This window comes from Pseudarthrobacter woesei, from assembly GCF_055412745.1.
In genome coordinates this window covers 59544-73936 of the sequence record NZ_JBVAYU010000006.1, presented here as the reverse complement: position 1 = coordinate 73936, position 14393 = coordinate 59544, and the positions used below count along the sequence as shown (strand labels likewise).

Here is a 14393-nt window from a genome sequence, read left to right as displayed (position 1 = left end):
AAAGAATCCCTCGATTCCCCGCACAGCAGAGGTCTACGGTGGAGGGGTGAGTGATCGCCCCGATATCTTCACTGTTGGTGAACTGCGTGCCTCCGGCCACGTTCACAAGGACCTGCGCCGCGAAATCCGAGACAACCTGCTCGCCGCGCTCGCCGCCGGCCGCGACCCCTGGCCCGGGATGTTCGGCTTCAGCCGCACCGTCCTGCCCCAGCTCGAGCGGGCCCTGCTCGCCGGGCACGACGTCGTCCTGCTCGGCGAACGCGGGCAGGGCAAGACCCGGCTCCTGCGCACCCTGGCCGGGCTGCTGGACGAGTGGTCGCCGGTGATCGAGGACTCGGAACTGAACGAACACCCCTACGAGCCCATCACCGAGCACTCCCGCGCCCGTGCCCTCACCGAGGGGGACCGGCTGCGGGTGGCGTGGCGCCACCGCTCGGAACGGTACGTCGAGAAGCTCGCGACGCCGGACACCTCCGTCGCGGACCTGATCGGCGACGTCGACCCCATGCGGGTGGCCGAGGGCCGCCGCCTGGGCGACCCGGAAACCATCCACTACGGCCTGGTGCCGCGCTCCAACCGGGGCATTATCGCCATCAACGAGCTCCCCGACCTCGCCGAGCGGATCCAGGTCTCCATGCTCAACGTGATGGAGGAACGCGACATCCAGATCCGCGGCTACGTGCTGCGGCTCCCGCTGGACGTCCTGGTAGTCGCGTCCGCCAACCCGGAGGACTACACGAACCGCGGCCGGATCATCACGCCGCTGCGGGACCGCTTCGGCGCCGAGATCCGCACCCACTACCCGATAGAGCTCGACGACGAAGTGGCCGTCATCCGGCAGGAGGGTCACCTGGTGGCCGGCGTCCCGCCCGTCATCCTCGAGATCCTGGCCCGCTACACCCGGGCGCTGCGGCAGTCCCCGGCGGTCAACCAGACCTCCGGGGTGTCCGCCCGGTTCGCCATCGCCGGCGCCGAAACCGTGGCCGCAGCCGCCCTGCGCCGGGCCAGCGTGCGCGGCGAGGACGAGGCCGTCGCCCGGATCATCGACCTGGACGCCGCCGTGGAAGTCCTCGCCGGGAAGATCGAGTTCGAATCCGGGGAGGAGGGCCGGGAACAGGACATCCTGGACCACCTCCTGCGCGTGGCCACCGCGGAAGCCGTGCGGGCGCACTTCCACGGCATCGACATGGGTGAACTCGTGGCCGCGCTCGACGGCCACACCACGGTGACCACCGGGGAGCTGGTGACGGCGCGGGAATTCCTCGAAAACCTCCCGTCGCTTAACGGATCACGCCTCTACGACGACATCAGTGAGCGACTGGGCGCGACGAACGACGGGCAGCGCGCCGCCGCCGTCGAACTGGCACTGGAAGGGCTCTACCTCGCCCGGCGGATCGCCAAGGAGTCCGACGACGAGGCGACGGTCTACGGCTAAGGAGGCCTCATGGCCGCACACCACCGATCCCGGTACAGCCGCTACGCGGGCGGGCCCGATCCGCTCGCGCCGCCGGTGGACCTGGCGGAGGCGCTGGACGCCGTCGCCGAGGACGTGATGGCCGGCTACTCGCCCCGGCACGCCCTGCAGGAGTACCTGCGCCGCGGCGGCCGCAACCGCGAAGGGCTCGACGACCTCGCCGGCCGCGTCCAGCAGCGGCGCAAGGACCTGCTGGGCCAGCACCGGCTGGACGGCACCCTCAACGAGGTTCAGAATCTGCTGGACACCGCGGTGCTGGAGGAGCGCAAACAGCTGGCCCGCGACGTCCGGATGGACAACACGGACCGTGCGTTCCGGGAGATGCAGCTGCAGAACCTGCCCAAGTCCACGGCGGCGGCGGTCAACGAAATCGCCTCCTATGACTGGCAGTCCAGCACCGCCCGGGAGGCCTACGAGCGGATCAAGGACCTGCTGGGCCGCGAGATCCTGGACCAGCGGTTCGCCGGGATGAAGCAGGCGCTCGAGGGCGCCACGGAGGAGGACCGCGCGGCCGTGGCCGAGATGCTGCAGGACCTTAACGAGCTGCTCGACAAGCACCGCCGCGGCGAGGACACGGACGCAGACTTCCAGGCGTTCATGGCCAAGCACGGCCAGTATTTCCCGGAGAACCCGCAGTCGGTCGAGGAGCTGGTGGATGCCCTGGCCCAGCGCGCGGCCGCCGCCCAGCGGCTCCTGCAGTCCATGTCCGCCGAGCAGCGCGAGGAGCTGATGCGGCTCTCCGCCCAGGCGTTCGGCTCGCCCGACCTTATGGCACAGCTGGGCCAACTCGATGCCAACCTGCAGGCTTTGCGCCCCGGCGAGGACTGGACCGGCTCCGAACGCTTCGAGGGTGAGGAAGGGCTGGGGCTCGGCGACGGCACCGGCGTGCTGCAGGACCTCGCCGAGCTGGACGAGCTGGCCGAGCAGCTGTCCCAGTCCTACAACGGCTCGCGCCTGAACGACCTGGACGCCCTGGCCCGCCAGCTCGGGCAGGACGCTGCGGTGTCGGCGCGGACCTTGGCGGAGATCGAGCGGGCCATGCACGACGGCGGCTTCCTCCAGCGCGGTGCCGACGGCGACCTGAAGCTCTCGCCGCAGGCCATGCGGCGGCTCGGGAGGTCGCTGCTGCGGGACACCGCCAATCAGCTCTCCGGCCGGCACGGCCGCCGGGACACTCGAGTTTCCGGGGCAGCGGGGGAGCAGACCGGCTCCAGCCGGCCGTGGGAGTTCGGCGACGCCGAACCGTGGGACGTCACCCGGACCATCACCAACGCGATCCGCCGCACGATCGCCGACGGCGGAGACCCGCGGCACGGCTTGCGCCTGGCCATGGATGACATCGAGGTGACCGAGACGGAGGCGCGCACGCAGGCCGCCGTCGCCCTGCTGGTGGACGTGTCCTTTTCGATGGCCGCGGAGGGGCGCTGGGTGCCGATGAAACGCACCGCGCTCGCCCTGCACCACCTTGTGTCCACCAAGTTCCGCGGCGACCGCCTGCAGCTGATCACCTTTGGCCGCTACGCGCAGTCCAGAGACATCGGCGAGCTCACGGCCCTGCCATCCGTGCGGGAGCAGGGCACCAACCTGCACCACGGGCTGCTGCTGGCCGGCCGGTTCTTCCGCCAGCACCCGTCCATGCAGCCGGTCCTGCTGGTGGTGACCGACGGCGAGCCCACCGCGCACCTGCTGGCCGACGGCGACTCGTGGTTCGCGTACCCGCCGGATCCCGAGACCATCCGCGTGACCGTCGCCGAGCTTGACCGTCTAGGCCGGACCGGCACGCAGGCCACGTTCTTCCGGCTGGGTGACGACCCGGGCCTGGAACGTTTCGTCGCCCGGATGGCCCGCCGGATCGACGGCCGCGTCGTGGCGCCCGATACCGGGGACCTGGGCGCTGCCGTGGTGGGGGAGTACCTCCGCGCGCACTTCCGCGGCCGCCCCTACGACGACGCCGACTGGGTCCAGTAGCCGATTAAGACATCGTCGGAGGAACGCCGCCGCGACCAGCTGTCTGCCTGGTCCGGGTCACATGGATCCGTTGCGTGTCGAGTGAAGCCGCCAGACACGCGCCGTCCCGCGGCGCAGAGTGCGGGCTGAAGCTTGCTAACGTTTGGGTGGCCCAAGTGGGGCCAAAATTCAAGCGTGTTCGGAAGGTAAGTCCCATGGCAATTGATCTCGATTGTTCCACCTGCCACACCGACGAACACATCGTCCTGGTCGAGATGCTGTCGGGGACGCAACGGAAGCTTAGGTGCGAGCACTGCGGACACGAGTGGCTCCGCGGGGAGCCTGCGCGGCAGCCGATCCCCCGGCCAACGCTCGAGGACATCAAGAAGCGGTTCCCGAAGCCCGGGGACGTCGATCCCGTCAAGCTCGCACGGGCCAACGAACTCAAGGCCGAGTTTCTCAAGCAGGAGCCCGAGCCTGAGCCGAACGTCGCCCCGTACTGGGCCAAGTACCAGCACGTGTTCAGCGCCGAGGGCATGCCGAAGGCGAACCCCCTGGATCTCAAGGGCTTCGCCAACTCAAACGTTGGCGCCAACCCAGGGAACATGTCTGTCTTCAATGGGGCCTGGAATGAAATGGGGGCCGAGGCTGGCGCGACACAGGTTCGCAAGGCAGTCGAGTATCTGCTTCGCGGCACATCACCCGCCGATCTGGAGGACCGCCTCACCGCCCTCATCAAGGACACCACACCCTTCGCGATGAAGGGCTTCAAGGAGTCCCTCCTGACAAAGGTTCTGTGCGTCGTCGACCCCGAGAGGTACCTGACGATCCTCGTGTACACCGGCGTGGCCGGCAAGCGGGAGATCGCACGGTCGCTCTGGGGTCTCGAACTGCCCGACCCCGAAAAGGTCAACTGGACTATTGGACGCGTCATCCTGTGGAGCAACGACTTGCTGATTGCCCTTCTCGGCGAGGGATTCCGGAATCAGCAGCACGCTGCCGAGTTCCTGTGGTGGGCCAAGGACAAGGCCTAGACCGAATGGTTTCGCCGGCAGCAGCGGTGACGTCCGGTGGAGGGATCCACCTCCGGGAGCTCAAGGCTGCCACGTCTAACATCACCCGGTTAGGGCCTACACTCAGGGCTGTGAGCACATATGAACCTGCCGAACTCGCTCGGGAACTCGGTTACACCAACGAGCACCGACCGGGGAAGGTCGTCCGGGACTATCTTCGGAAAAAATACCCAGAGCACCCGAAGTACCAGAGGTGGGTGCTCGATGAAGCCCAGGCCGCCGACGTTCGCGTCAACGTCCCTCGGAAGCGCTGACTCGTCGCACGCCGTAAACGGAACTGCAAACCGCCATTTCAAGTGCGACCTAACCGCCAGTCCCGGCCCACCATCATGTTGCGGCTCAGCAGCGACGGCGCCAAAGTCTGTTAGCCGACAGAATCTTCGGGAGGGTGGTGGCCGACCTCGATCATGGCGTTGAACCGCTCCGGGTCTTCCAGATAGTTGAGGGATGAGACTTCGCCGGTTTTCTTGTCGACAAGTGTGGAACCTCGGCCCATGAGCTGGCAACTGTAGTCACCGTCGATGACGAGCCGGCGGCCACCATCCACGAGGCACCAAGCGCGGTCGTCTTCGAAACCGTAGTCGGCAACGACGTATTCGCCGCAATCGTCCGTTACCCATGTGGGACCGATCGTGTCGAGGGCGATCTGCCGCGCCCGTTCGAAAGTAATCATGCTCCGGAGCCTAGTGCGTCCGGTGCGGGGACCGCGTCCAGAGGCAAGCCGGTGCCCAGGCCGAAGCGCGTCGAACTGTTTCAATAGAAGCTTGTTCGAGGGGCAACCCGACCACCTAATCCACCTCTGCGGGGAGCCTGGAGACGGAGTTCCATCATCTCCAATTTCCCGGCCGGGGACGTGAACTAAATTCGGACCAAGGGAAGGGCCGGATTGTTTTGCAGGACACGGAAGGCGGAGCTCTGAATGGCGGGAATGCCCCCAGCCACGATGGAAGTGAATGACGCCGTCGTCCAGTGCCTCGTCCGGGACCAGCGGCCCGATCTCGCCGAGCGTCCTCTGGTGCGGGTCACGAATGGCTGGGACAACGCGACCTTCCGGCTCGGCGACGACAGGGCCGTCCGGCTGCCGCGCAGGGCGGAGGCCGTGCCGCTGATACTTCATGAGCAGCGCTACCTTCCCGACATAGCCCGCCGCTCCCCGGTGGCGGTTCCTGTCCCCGTCCATGCCGGCCGGCCGACGTCGGACTTTCCCTACCCATGGAGCATCGTGCGGTGGGTCCCCGGAGCCGCCGCGGCCGACGTCGGCCCCGCAGGCCGTGGGCCGGCCGCTGAAGGTCTGGCCGATTTCCTCCGCTCCCTGCACGTGGCCGCCGAAACCGGCGTCCCGGTGAATCCTTTCCGCGGCGTGCCGCTGCTGGATCGTGACGCTGCGGTGGTGGAACGGTTCCGGGACCGCGAACGCTACCCGCAGGCAGGAGCGCTGAGAGCGGTGTGGGCGCAGGCCTGTGCCGCTCAAGCCTGGGACGGTCCGCCGATGATGCTCCACGGGGACCTTCACCCGGGCAATGTCCTGCTGACGGACGACGGCTCGCTGGCCGGCGTCATCGATTTCGGCGACGTCGGGGCAGGGGACCCGGCTGTCGATCTTGCGGTGGGATGGCTGATGTTCGACGCCGACGCACGCCACCGCTTTATGGACGCCTTTGGCCCCGCAGTGGAAGGGGACACCTGGCTGAGGGCCCGGGGCTGGGCTCTCATCCTGTCCACCGCCCTGCTGAGCAACTCCGACGACAATCCGCGGATGTTCTCCGTGGGAGAGTTCGGGATCAGGCAGATCCTGGAAGGCTGACTTAGGGAACCACTGGCAGGGCCTCACTCAGCCCCACGACGCCAATGATCCTTCCCAGTTCACCCAGCAGCCACCAACAGGCCCTCCAGCGTTCTCCCGCAACCAGCAGTCTTTTCACGCCCCCTTTTGCCCGGCACGTCCCCCTGTGCCGGGCGGAGAATCCCCTGCATTCAAGGAGTACTCCGTGTTTGTGAAAAGCACCCTCGCCGCCGTCGCCGTACTGGCCTCCCTGGCCGGGACAGCAGCAGCCCCTGCCCAGGCGGAGGCAACCAAGCCGGCTCCCGTCGTCGTCGGCCAGCCGCTGGCCCAGGCGCATGCGCACAACGACTATGAGCATGACCGCCCCCTGTTCGACGCGCTGGAGCATGGCTTCACCAGCGTGGAAGCGGACGTGTGGCTGGTGGACGGCGAGTTGCTGGTTGCCCACGACCGGGAGGATGTCCAGCCCGGCGTGACGCTCGAGAGCCTCTACCTCGATCCGCTCCAGGACCTGGTCCGCGGCCAGGGCCAGGGCGTCTACCCGGAGTGGGACGGCAGCCTGCAGCTTCTGATCGACATCAAGAGCGACGGCGAATCCACCTACGCCGCAATCGAGCAGGAACTGGCCGAGCACCGCGACATCATGAGCCGTTACAGCCACGGCACCACCAAGACCGGCCCGGTCACCGCGGTCATCAGCGGAAACCGCCCGCTGGCCACCATGCAGGCACAGGAGAAGCGCTTCAGCTTCTACGATGGCCGCTCCGCAGACCTCACCTCCGGAAAGCCCGCCGGCCTCATGCCGCTGGTCAGCGACAACTGGACCAAGCTCTTCACCTGGCAGGGCGTAGGCCCCATGCCGGAGGCCGAGCGCGTCAAACTGCGCGCCTACGTGGCCGACGCGCACGCCGATGGCCACCGCGTCCGCTTCTGGGCCACCCCGGACGTGCCCGGCACCGCACGCGAGGCCGTCTGGAACGAACTCTTCGACGCCGGCGTGGACCACATCAACACCGACGACCTCGCCGCGCTGCAGCAGTTCCTGACCGCCCGCGGGGCCTGAGCCGCACACCCCAACCCTGCAACGAAGAGGAACACCGTCATGCCTTCAAAGACCATCACAACGACGACGGCGGCAGCGGTCCTGGCGCTCGGCCTCCTTGCGTCCCAGCCCGCCACCGCCGCCGACAACACTGCCGACAGCACCGCCGAAAGTCAGGCGTTCACGTTCGGCGTGATCGGCGACATCCCCTACGGCGAGGCCGAAATCGCGAAGTTCCCCGCCCGCATCCAGGACATCAACGCCGACAGCGCGCTGAAGTTCGTCACCCACGTGGGCGACATCAAGAACGGCTCCTCGGTCTGCTCGGACGAGTACTTTGAGAACATCCGCACGCAGTTCGACACCTTCGAGCACCCGCTGGTCGTCACCCCGGGCGACAACGAGTGGGTGGACTGCCACCGCACCAACAACGGCGCCTACAACCCGCTGGAACGGCTCGACAAGCTGCGGGATGTCTTCTTTGACGAGCCCGGCAAGACCCTGGGCGCCACGATGCCGGTCAAGACCCAGGCGGACCTCGGGCTGCCGGAAAACGTCCGCTTCACCCAGAACCGGGTGGCGTTTTCCGTGCTGAATATCCAGGGCAGCAACAACTCGCTGCAGCCGTGGACCGGCCTGGGCGAAACCACAGCCACGCCCGATCAGGTGGCCGAAGTGGAGCACCGGACGGACGCTGTTCTTGCCCAGATCCGGGATACCTTCGCTGCCGCCGAACGCCGCAACGACCGTGCCGTTGTCCTGATGACCCAGGCCGACATGTTCGACCCGTCCCTGCTCGCCGCCGCGACCGCCAACCCGGACACCATGTCCGGGTTCCGCGAAATCGTGCAGGCCATCATCGACGAAACCAACAGCTTCGACGCCCCGGTTTACCTCATCAACGGCGACAGCCACGTCTTCGCCGAGAACCAGCCGCTCGCGGAGGGCTCACCCTGGCTGGATATCTACGGCCAGCCCGCCGCCGATGACCTGCAGCGCATCACCGTGGACGGATCCGCCAACGCCACCAACTACGTCAGGTTCACCGTCGCGGGCAACAGTGCCGACGGCGCGGACGTTCTGGCCTGGGAAAAGGTCCCCTTCAGCCAGTAGGCACCGGACGGAAGCGGACGACGGCGGGAGGTCCCGCCGTCGTCCGCTTCGCAGTTTCAGTCCTTGGTGCTGAGCTGCCATGGACTCGGAGCCTAAGGCTCGACGAGCGTCAGGATTGTTTCCGGCCGGACGCCGTCGAATTTCATCGCTTCGGCTGCCTCTTCTGACTCCATAATCCGCTGGAAAGTGTCCATGTCGGGAACTTGGACGATCAGGCCTACCCGGTTGCTCTTTGCCGGGTCGATGAACGTTCGAACCGTGATGCCCAGAGGCCCGAATACCTCTTCCCTCTTGGGTGAGTTGAGCCAGTGCTCAACGTCGTCGACCTCGTGGAAAATCATCAGTGTCGGCATCATTGCCTCTACTTTCTGGGGGTTGCGCCAGGAGCCGGGCTGGATAGGAGCCACGTGAGGACATCCTGATCACGCTGAACGTACCACGGCCCCGAATGCGGTGGTAGCAGTAAAAATTGTCCGGCAGCCCGGCGCCGCGTGCCTTCGCCGTCTCAGGCGGAGGTGGGCACGATGTTGTGGTTGAGGCGGAACAGGTTGTGCGGGTCGAAACGGTTCTTCAGTGCCACCAGCCGGTCATAGGTATCCGGCCCGTAGGCTTCACGTGCGGCCTCGATGATGTCTTGTCCGATTTCTGCGCCGAGGAAGTTGACGTACTGGCCGTGCTCGCCGAACGGCTGCATGAGGGTGTGGGCCTTCCGGGCGAATGCGCTCAGCCGCTCGTCCTCCGCTGGGTCCTGCCAGAAGCCATAGATGTTCAGCCAGTACTTCGCCGAGCGGTTGGGAAACGCTGTGGCCTCCTCCGGCACCCGCCCGAAGGCCCCTTCCATGTGGTGGATATCGATGCCGGTCCCGAACCAGGTCACCTCAGAGGCGAAACCGACCAGTACGTCGACGGCAGCATCGTCCAGCCGGGAGAACGACAAGTTCTTCCAGTACCCCCGGGAGCCCTTGGGGAAGAGGCTGTCCATGGCGGACTGCCACGCCGGCCAGGCGGTCGGCGCGACTTCCTCCTCGTCCGGGGGCGCCGCGGCGCGCAGCTGCTCGATCAGCTCGAGCCCGGGCTGGTGGTCCTCCGAAGCCCACGCAAAGCCGATGGTCATCCACGGCTCGTCCCCCATCTCGAAGTCGGGCGGGAGGACCAGGAAGGAGACGATCGGGTTCATCTCCTCGGGCAGATCCTGCGTCCACCGGCCGAACGCGCTCAGTGCGCTCTTCCAGCGGGGCGGGCGGTAGAAGAAGTTTCCACCCAGCACGGCAGCCGGCAGCGGCCGGGCGCGGAAAGTAAAGGACGTGACCACCCCGAAGTTCCCGCCTCCGCCGCGCAACCCCCAGAACAGCTCGGGGTTATCCTGTTCGCTGGCGTGCAGGTGCTCGCCGGTGGCAGTGATGACGTCGGCGGAGGCCAGGTTGTCCAGGCTCAGCCCGTTGGACCGGGTCAACCAGCCCACCCCGCCGCCGAGGGTCAGTCCCGCGACCCCTGTGGCACTGATCACCCCAAGCGGCACGGCCAGTCCGTGCGCGGCGGTGGCCCGGTCCACGTCGGCGAGGGTTGCCCCGGGTTCGACGGTCACGAGCCGGTTTTTCACATCGACCTGCACACCGCGCAACTGGCCCAGATCCAGCACGAGGCCGCCTTCGACAGTGCCGTGGCCGGCGATGTTGTGCCCACCCCCGCGGACGGCCAGCGGCAGGCCGGTGCGCCTGGCCGTGTGAAGGACGGGATCAATGTCTCCGACGGCACCTGCCCGGATGACAGCCCGCGGATGCACATCGATCATGCCGTTCCATACCGCCCGGGCCTCGTCGTACACCGGATCCTGCGGTTCGATCACCGATCCCGCCAAGCGCCCGCGCAAATCCTCCAGGGCGCGGTCCTCTTTGCCGCCCTGTCCTTCCTGATGCATTGTGCTCATCGGTCTGCTGCTTCCGTGCCATCGGGTTGGTACCCCTGGTCCAATAGTGGAATTCATCTCGCCGGAGTCGGCGCTGCAGGGCGATACTTCCAGCCGTCAAGGCACTGGAACAGTTCGCGGTGTCCACAGTATAGATTCGCCTGCGGCGCCGGACAACGGACAACGTGAAGTGCCCGTCTGATGGCGGACGACGCGGCCGCAGTGCTGCGAGGTCTCATCAGCCCTCGGCGCATGGCGCGGGGTTCTCCGGCGGCAGCATCATGGCCCAGGAGCTTGCTCTCCGGCACCCAAAGCTAGTACGAAGCCTGGTGCTGCAGAGCACATGGCTTGCGGGCGCCAGCCCTTCCAGGAGATTCCGGACGATTGGAATGTGCGGGTGGTCGAGTTCTGGCTGGAGGCCGAGAGGCTGCACGCGGATACGCCGCGAAGCTGACCCGGTATTCAAGCGCCGTAGTGTTCCCCCCGCGCTGACGTGGCAGCGGGTAGCTAACCGTCATGCCACCAAACTATCGTTTTTGCGGGTGCCTGCCGGTATTGCGCCCACTACCGTCCGATTCATTATCTTGACGATATCTTCACTTTGGCGGACGATCGTGGAATGGAGAATCACGGCGGCCACCCCGGCGCAGGACTGGAATTGCCCGGCGTGGGGGATCAGGCCGAGCGCGCGATGACAGCCGTGGGGGCGCTGGTCCTGCACCTGCGGCGCGAGGCCGGGCACAGCCTCGGAAGCCTGGCCGCAGCGGCCGGCCTCAGCCCGGGCCTGCTCAGCCAGATCGAGCGCGGCCAGGGGAACCCGTCACTGACCACGCTGATCAAGCTGTCGCAGGCGCTGAAAGTGCCCGTGGGGCGCTTTTTTGACACCAAGGATCAGGGCGGGGCGCTGGTGCGGCGGGATGACAGGCGGCGCCTCGAAGTTGCCGAGGACAACCTCATCTATGAGCTCCTGACACCCCACATGAGCGGCCAGCTGGGCATGCTCCGGGCTCAAATCGCGGCCGGATGGGACAACGAGGATGCCCCCTTCAAGCATGCAGGCGAGGAGTGCGTGACCATGGTGCAGGGCCGGCTCCACGTCTGCGTCAACGGCGTGGGGTACGACCTGGAGGAAGGCGATTCGCTGACCTACGACTCCTCGCTGCCGCACTGGTACCGTAACTCAACCTCGAAAGACGCGGTGTTGATCGGGGCCATGACGCCGCCGTCGTTCTAAGGGTCAGCGTTCGCCGGGCGTTCAATTAAATGAATAAATCGCGTTCAAAGTGTTGACATGGACGGTGGGCCGGCCAAATACTGATGGGGCGAGTGGAGCCAGCTGGCAGCCAACGCCTGCCGCAGCCGGCCACTCAGCCCCAGCCGCCCACCACTCAAGGAACCTGCCCATGACGTCCATCACCGCCCCGGCAACGGCCGTTCCAACCACCGCAGCCCCCAGCGCCGCCTCGCTTGCCTGGGCCAAGAAGCTGGTCGCCTTCGACACCACCAGCCGCAATTCCAACCTTGCGATGGTTCACAGCATGGCGGACGAGCTCACGGCCCACGGCATCACCCCGGTGATCGTCCCCAGCCCGGATGGCAGCAAGGCCAACCTTTTCGCCACGATTCCGGCCCATGACGGCACCGTCACCGGCGGCATCATGCTCGCCGGTCACACCGACGTCGTACCCGTCGACGGCCAGGCATGGGAAAGCGAACCGTTCGCACCCGAGGTCCGCGAGGGGCGGCTCTACGGCCGCGGCACCACGGACATGAAGGCCTTCAGCGGCGCAATTCTGGGCCTCCTGCCCGAGTTCCTGTCCCGTCCGCTGGCGGAACCGCTGCACTTCGCCTGGACCTACGACGAAGAGGTGGGGTGCCACGGCGCCGTCGTCCTGCTGGCCGAACTCGCTGCCCGCGGGATTCACCCTCGGATGGGTTTCGTTGGGGAGCCTACCAGCATGCGCCCCGTCTCAGCGCACAAGAGCAGCCAGCTCTACCGCGTCAGTGTCAGCGGGATTGCCGCCCACTCCTCAATGACCTCCACCGGCGTCAACGCCATCGAATACGCGGCCAGGTCCATTGCCTTTATCCGCTCCCTCGCCGACGAGCACCGGCTGTCCGGCCCGTTCGACGCGAGCTTTGAGGTGCCTTACACCACCGCCAATGTCGGCGTCGTCAGCGGAGGGGCAGCCGTGAATACCGTTGCTGAAAAGTGCGACTTTGAGTTTGAGTTCAGGACCATTCCGGGCGTCGATCCGGAGGCGGTGATATCCCGCATCGAGGACAACCTGGCCGAGCTGCGGGCCGCAATCCAGCAGGAGAACCCCTCCGCGGATATCCGCATGGTCCCGCTGGGCAAGGTCCCGGGACTCAGCCCTGAGAGCCCGCGCGTCGCCCTGGAACTGGCCCAAGACCTCACTGGCCAGGCTGTCGAAGAATCCGTGGTCTACGCCACCGAGGCCGGTCTCTTCCAGCGGGCCGGAATCGACACCGTGGTGTGCGGGCCCGGCAGCATGGACCAGGGCCACACGGCCAACGAATATATCGAACTGACCCAGATCGCTGCCTGCGAGGAATTTCTCCACGCTCTCGCTGCCCACCTCTCCTCTACTGAACGGATCGCGTAGTCATGAGCCACGAAGCAGTCACCAGCGTTGAGTCAAGTAGCAGCGTTAGGGATTCCCTACCGTCCGATGTCCTTGCGCAGGAACGCAGCAACGCCCGGAAAGCCGTCGTCGCGGCTTCCGTGGGCAACGGTCTTGAGTGGTTCGACCTCATCGTCTACGGCACTTTCGCTGTCACCATTTCCAAGCTGTTCTTCCCGACCACCAATGAAACGGCGTCACTGCTCTTGGCCTTCGCGTCATTCGGTGTCTCGTTCATCATGCGCCCGCTTGGTGGCATCATCATCGGCCGCTACGCAGACAGGGCCGGCCGTAAGGCGGGGATGTTGGTATCCATCCTCGTCATGTTCGTCGGAACCCTGATTATTGTTGTTGCTCCCACTGCTGCCGTCATAGGCGTCACAGCGAGCATCCTGGTGCTGGTCGCCCGGCTGTTGCAGGGATTCGCCACCGGCGGGGAATTCGGCACGGCAACGGCGTACCTGATCGAGTACGCACCCGACCGGAAGGCCTTTTACGGAAGCTGGCAGGTGGCTACCCAGGGCGGGGGCATTCTGCTGGCCGGAATCTTCGGTTTCGTACTGAATACCTATCTCAGCACGCAGTCCCTGGAATCCTGGGGCTGGCGGCTTCCGTTTATTTTCGCACTGGCACTCGGACCCGTGGGCTGGTACATCCGGTCCAAGATGCAGGAGACCCCGGAGTTCCTGTCCATGGAACGGTCGAAAGCTCCCCTGAAAGAAACGTTCATCGGCAATGGCGGCCGGCTATGGGCCATCGTCGGCGTCGTCTCGCTTGGATCCGTGGGCGTATACATTGCCCTCTTCATGCCGACCTACGCGATTGTGAACCTCGGGATGCCGAAAACCGCGGCGTTCCTATCCACCCTGCTCTTCGGGCTGGTCATGAGTATCGGCTCCCCGTTCATCGGCATGCTTGCCGACAAGGCCGGGCCCGCCCGGGTCATGACCTGGGCTGCCGCTGGAACCATGATCATCGGCATTCCGGCGTTTCTGCTGCTCATTGCAGTGCCGACACTGCCCACCATGATTGTTGTGGAACTTGTTCTGGCGGTGCTGGCCACCGCCTACTTCGCACCGCTTCCGGCCATCATGTCCTCGATGTTCCCGGCCCGCATCCGCTCAACGGGACTCTCCTTGGGTTACAACATCGGAGTCACCGTCTTCGGCGGTTTTGCTCCCTTTATCCTCACCTGGCTGATCGGAAGCACCGGCTCTCTACTGGTGCCGGGCTACTACCTTGTTGCCGTCGCGGTGATCGCCTCGGTCAGCCTCACCGTTTCCCGGAAGGTATACCGCCAGGCCTGATCCCAGCATGGCTGCGCTCCCGATCCTAAAAGGGCGGGAGCGCAGCCTCTGCGGAATACTAGGGATATGGCGCCTTTCGGCCTCAGCTGGCAGGGCCAGTTCA

13 protein-coding genes are annotated in these 14393 nt (G+C 66.1%); 10 read left to right on the top strand and 3 right to left on the bottom strand.

Going from position 1 to position 14393, the window contains the following annotated elements; genetic code table 11:
- Positions 1 to 46: 46 nt before the first annotated feature.
- From ACZYZE_RS10475 to ACZYZE_RS10460, 4 genes are all read left to right on the top strand, one after another.
- The gene (locus ACZYZE_RS10475; RefSeq protein WP_463907555.1) at positions 47 to 1435 is read left to right on the top strand and encodes a sigma 54-interacting transcriptional regulator; all 1389 of its coding nucleotides are present in this window, start codon (positions 47 to 49) and stop codon (positions 1433 to 1435) included.
- A 9-nt stretch (positions 1436 to 1444) separates the two neighbouring features.
- Positions 1445 to 3442, top strand: coding sequence for a vWA domain-containing protein (locus ACZYZE_RS10470; RefSeq protein WP_463907554.1), 1998 nt, complete (start codon positions 1445 to 1447; stop codon positions 3440 to 3442).
- Between the two features lie 194 nt (positions 3443 to 3636).
- The gene (locus tag ACZYZE_RS10465; RefSeq protein WP_463907553.1) at positions 3637 to 4455 is read left to right on the top strand and encodes a hypothetical protein; all 819 of its coding nucleotides are present in this window, start codon (positions 3637 to 3639) and stop codon (positions 4453 to 4455) included.
- Between the two features lie 110 nt (positions 4456 to 4565).
- Entirely contained in the window at positions 4566 to 4748 is a 183-nt protein-coding gene (locus tag ACZYZE_RS10460) for a hypothetical protein (RefSeq protein WP_463907552.1), read from the top strand.
- A gap of 110 nt (positions 4749 to 4858) precedes the next feature.
- Here the strand turns inward: ACZYZE_RS10460 and ACZYZE_RS10455 are convergent, their stop codons facing one another.
- Positions 4859 to 5167 (bottom strand): hypothetical protein, encoded by a 309-nt coding sequence (locus ACZYZE_RS10455; protein ID WP_459319020.1) that lies wholly within the window; start codon positions 5165 to 5167, stop codon positions 4859 to 4861.
- A 255-nt stretch (positions 5168 to 5422) separates the two neighbouring features.
- On the opposite strand from ACZYZE_RS10455, the gene ACZYZE_RS10450 reads away from it, so the two are divergent.
- The 3 genes from ACZYZE_RS10450 to ACZYZE_RS10440 all read left to right on the top strand — a co-directional run bounded on the left by ACZYZE_RS10450 (position 5423) and on the right by ACZYZE_RS10440 (position 8432).
- On the top strand, positions 5423 to 6298 hold the full coding sequence (locus ACZYZE_RS10450) for an aminoglycoside phosphotransferase family protein (RefSeq protein ID WP_463907551.1): 876 nt from the start codon (positions 5423 to 5425) through the stop codon (positions 6296 to 6298).
- A gap of 184 nt (positions 6299 to 6482) precedes the next feature.
- Positions 6483 to 7340, top strand: a complete 858-nt coding sequence (locus ACZYZE_RS10445; RefSeq protein WP_463907550.1) for a phosphatidylinositol-specific phospholipase C/glycerophosphodiester phosphodiesterase family protein — start codon at positions 6483 to 6485, stop codon at positions 7338 to 7340.
- A 39-nt stretch (positions 7341 to 7379) separates the two neighbouring features.
- Positions 7380 to 8432: a metallophosphoesterase family protein gene (locus tag ACZYZE_RS10440; protein WP_463907549.1), complete on the top strand. Its 1053-nt coding sequence runs from the start codon at positions 7380 to 7382 to the stop codon at positions 8430 to 8432.
- Between the two features lie 92 nt (positions 8433 to 8524).
- Here ACZYZE_RS10440 and ACZYZE_RS10435 read toward each other — a convergent pair whose 3' ends face one another.
- Both ACZYZE_RS10435 and ACZYZE_RS10430 read right to left on the bottom strand, forming a co-directional pair.
- Positions 8525 to 8839, bottom strand: a complete 315-nt coding sequence (locus tag ACZYZE_RS10435) for a hypothetical protein (protein WP_459317307.1) — start codon at positions 8837 to 8839, stop codon at positions 8525 to 8527.
- A 98-nt stretch (positions 8840 to 8937) separates the two neighbouring features.
- Positions 8938 to 10359 carry an FAD-binding oxidoreductase gene (locus ACZYZE_RS10430; RefSeq protein WP_459317308.1) on the bottom strand — a complete coding sequence of 474 codons (1422 nt, stop codon included), beginning with the start codon at positions 10357 to 10359 and terminating at the stop codon, positions 8938 to 8940.
- Between the two features lie 598 nt (positions 10360 to 10957).
- On the opposite strand from ACZYZE_RS10430, the gene ACZYZE_RS10425 reads away from it, so the two are divergent.
- From ACZYZE_RS10425 to ACZYZE_RS10415, 3 genes are all read left to right on the top strand, one after another.
- Positions 10958 to 11572, top strand: coding sequence for a helix-turn-helix domain-containing protein (locus tag ACZYZE_RS10425; protein ID WP_459317309.1), 615 nt, complete (start codon positions 10958 to 10960; stop codon positions 11570 to 11572).
- 169 nt (positions 11573 to 11741) lie between these two features.
- Positions 11742 to 12965, top strand: coding sequence for an acetylornithine deacetylase (gene argE / locus ACZYZE_RS10420; protein WP_459317310.1), 1224 nt, complete (start codon positions 11742 to 11744; stop codon positions 12963 to 12965).
- Positions 12966 to 12967: 2 nt separating this feature from the next.
- A complete protein-coding gene (locus ACZYZE_RS10415; protein ID WP_459317311.1) occupies positions 12968 to 14290 on the top strand; it encodes an MFS transporter in 1323 nt (440 codons plus the stop codon).
- Positions 14291 to 14393: the final 103 nt, after the last annotated feature.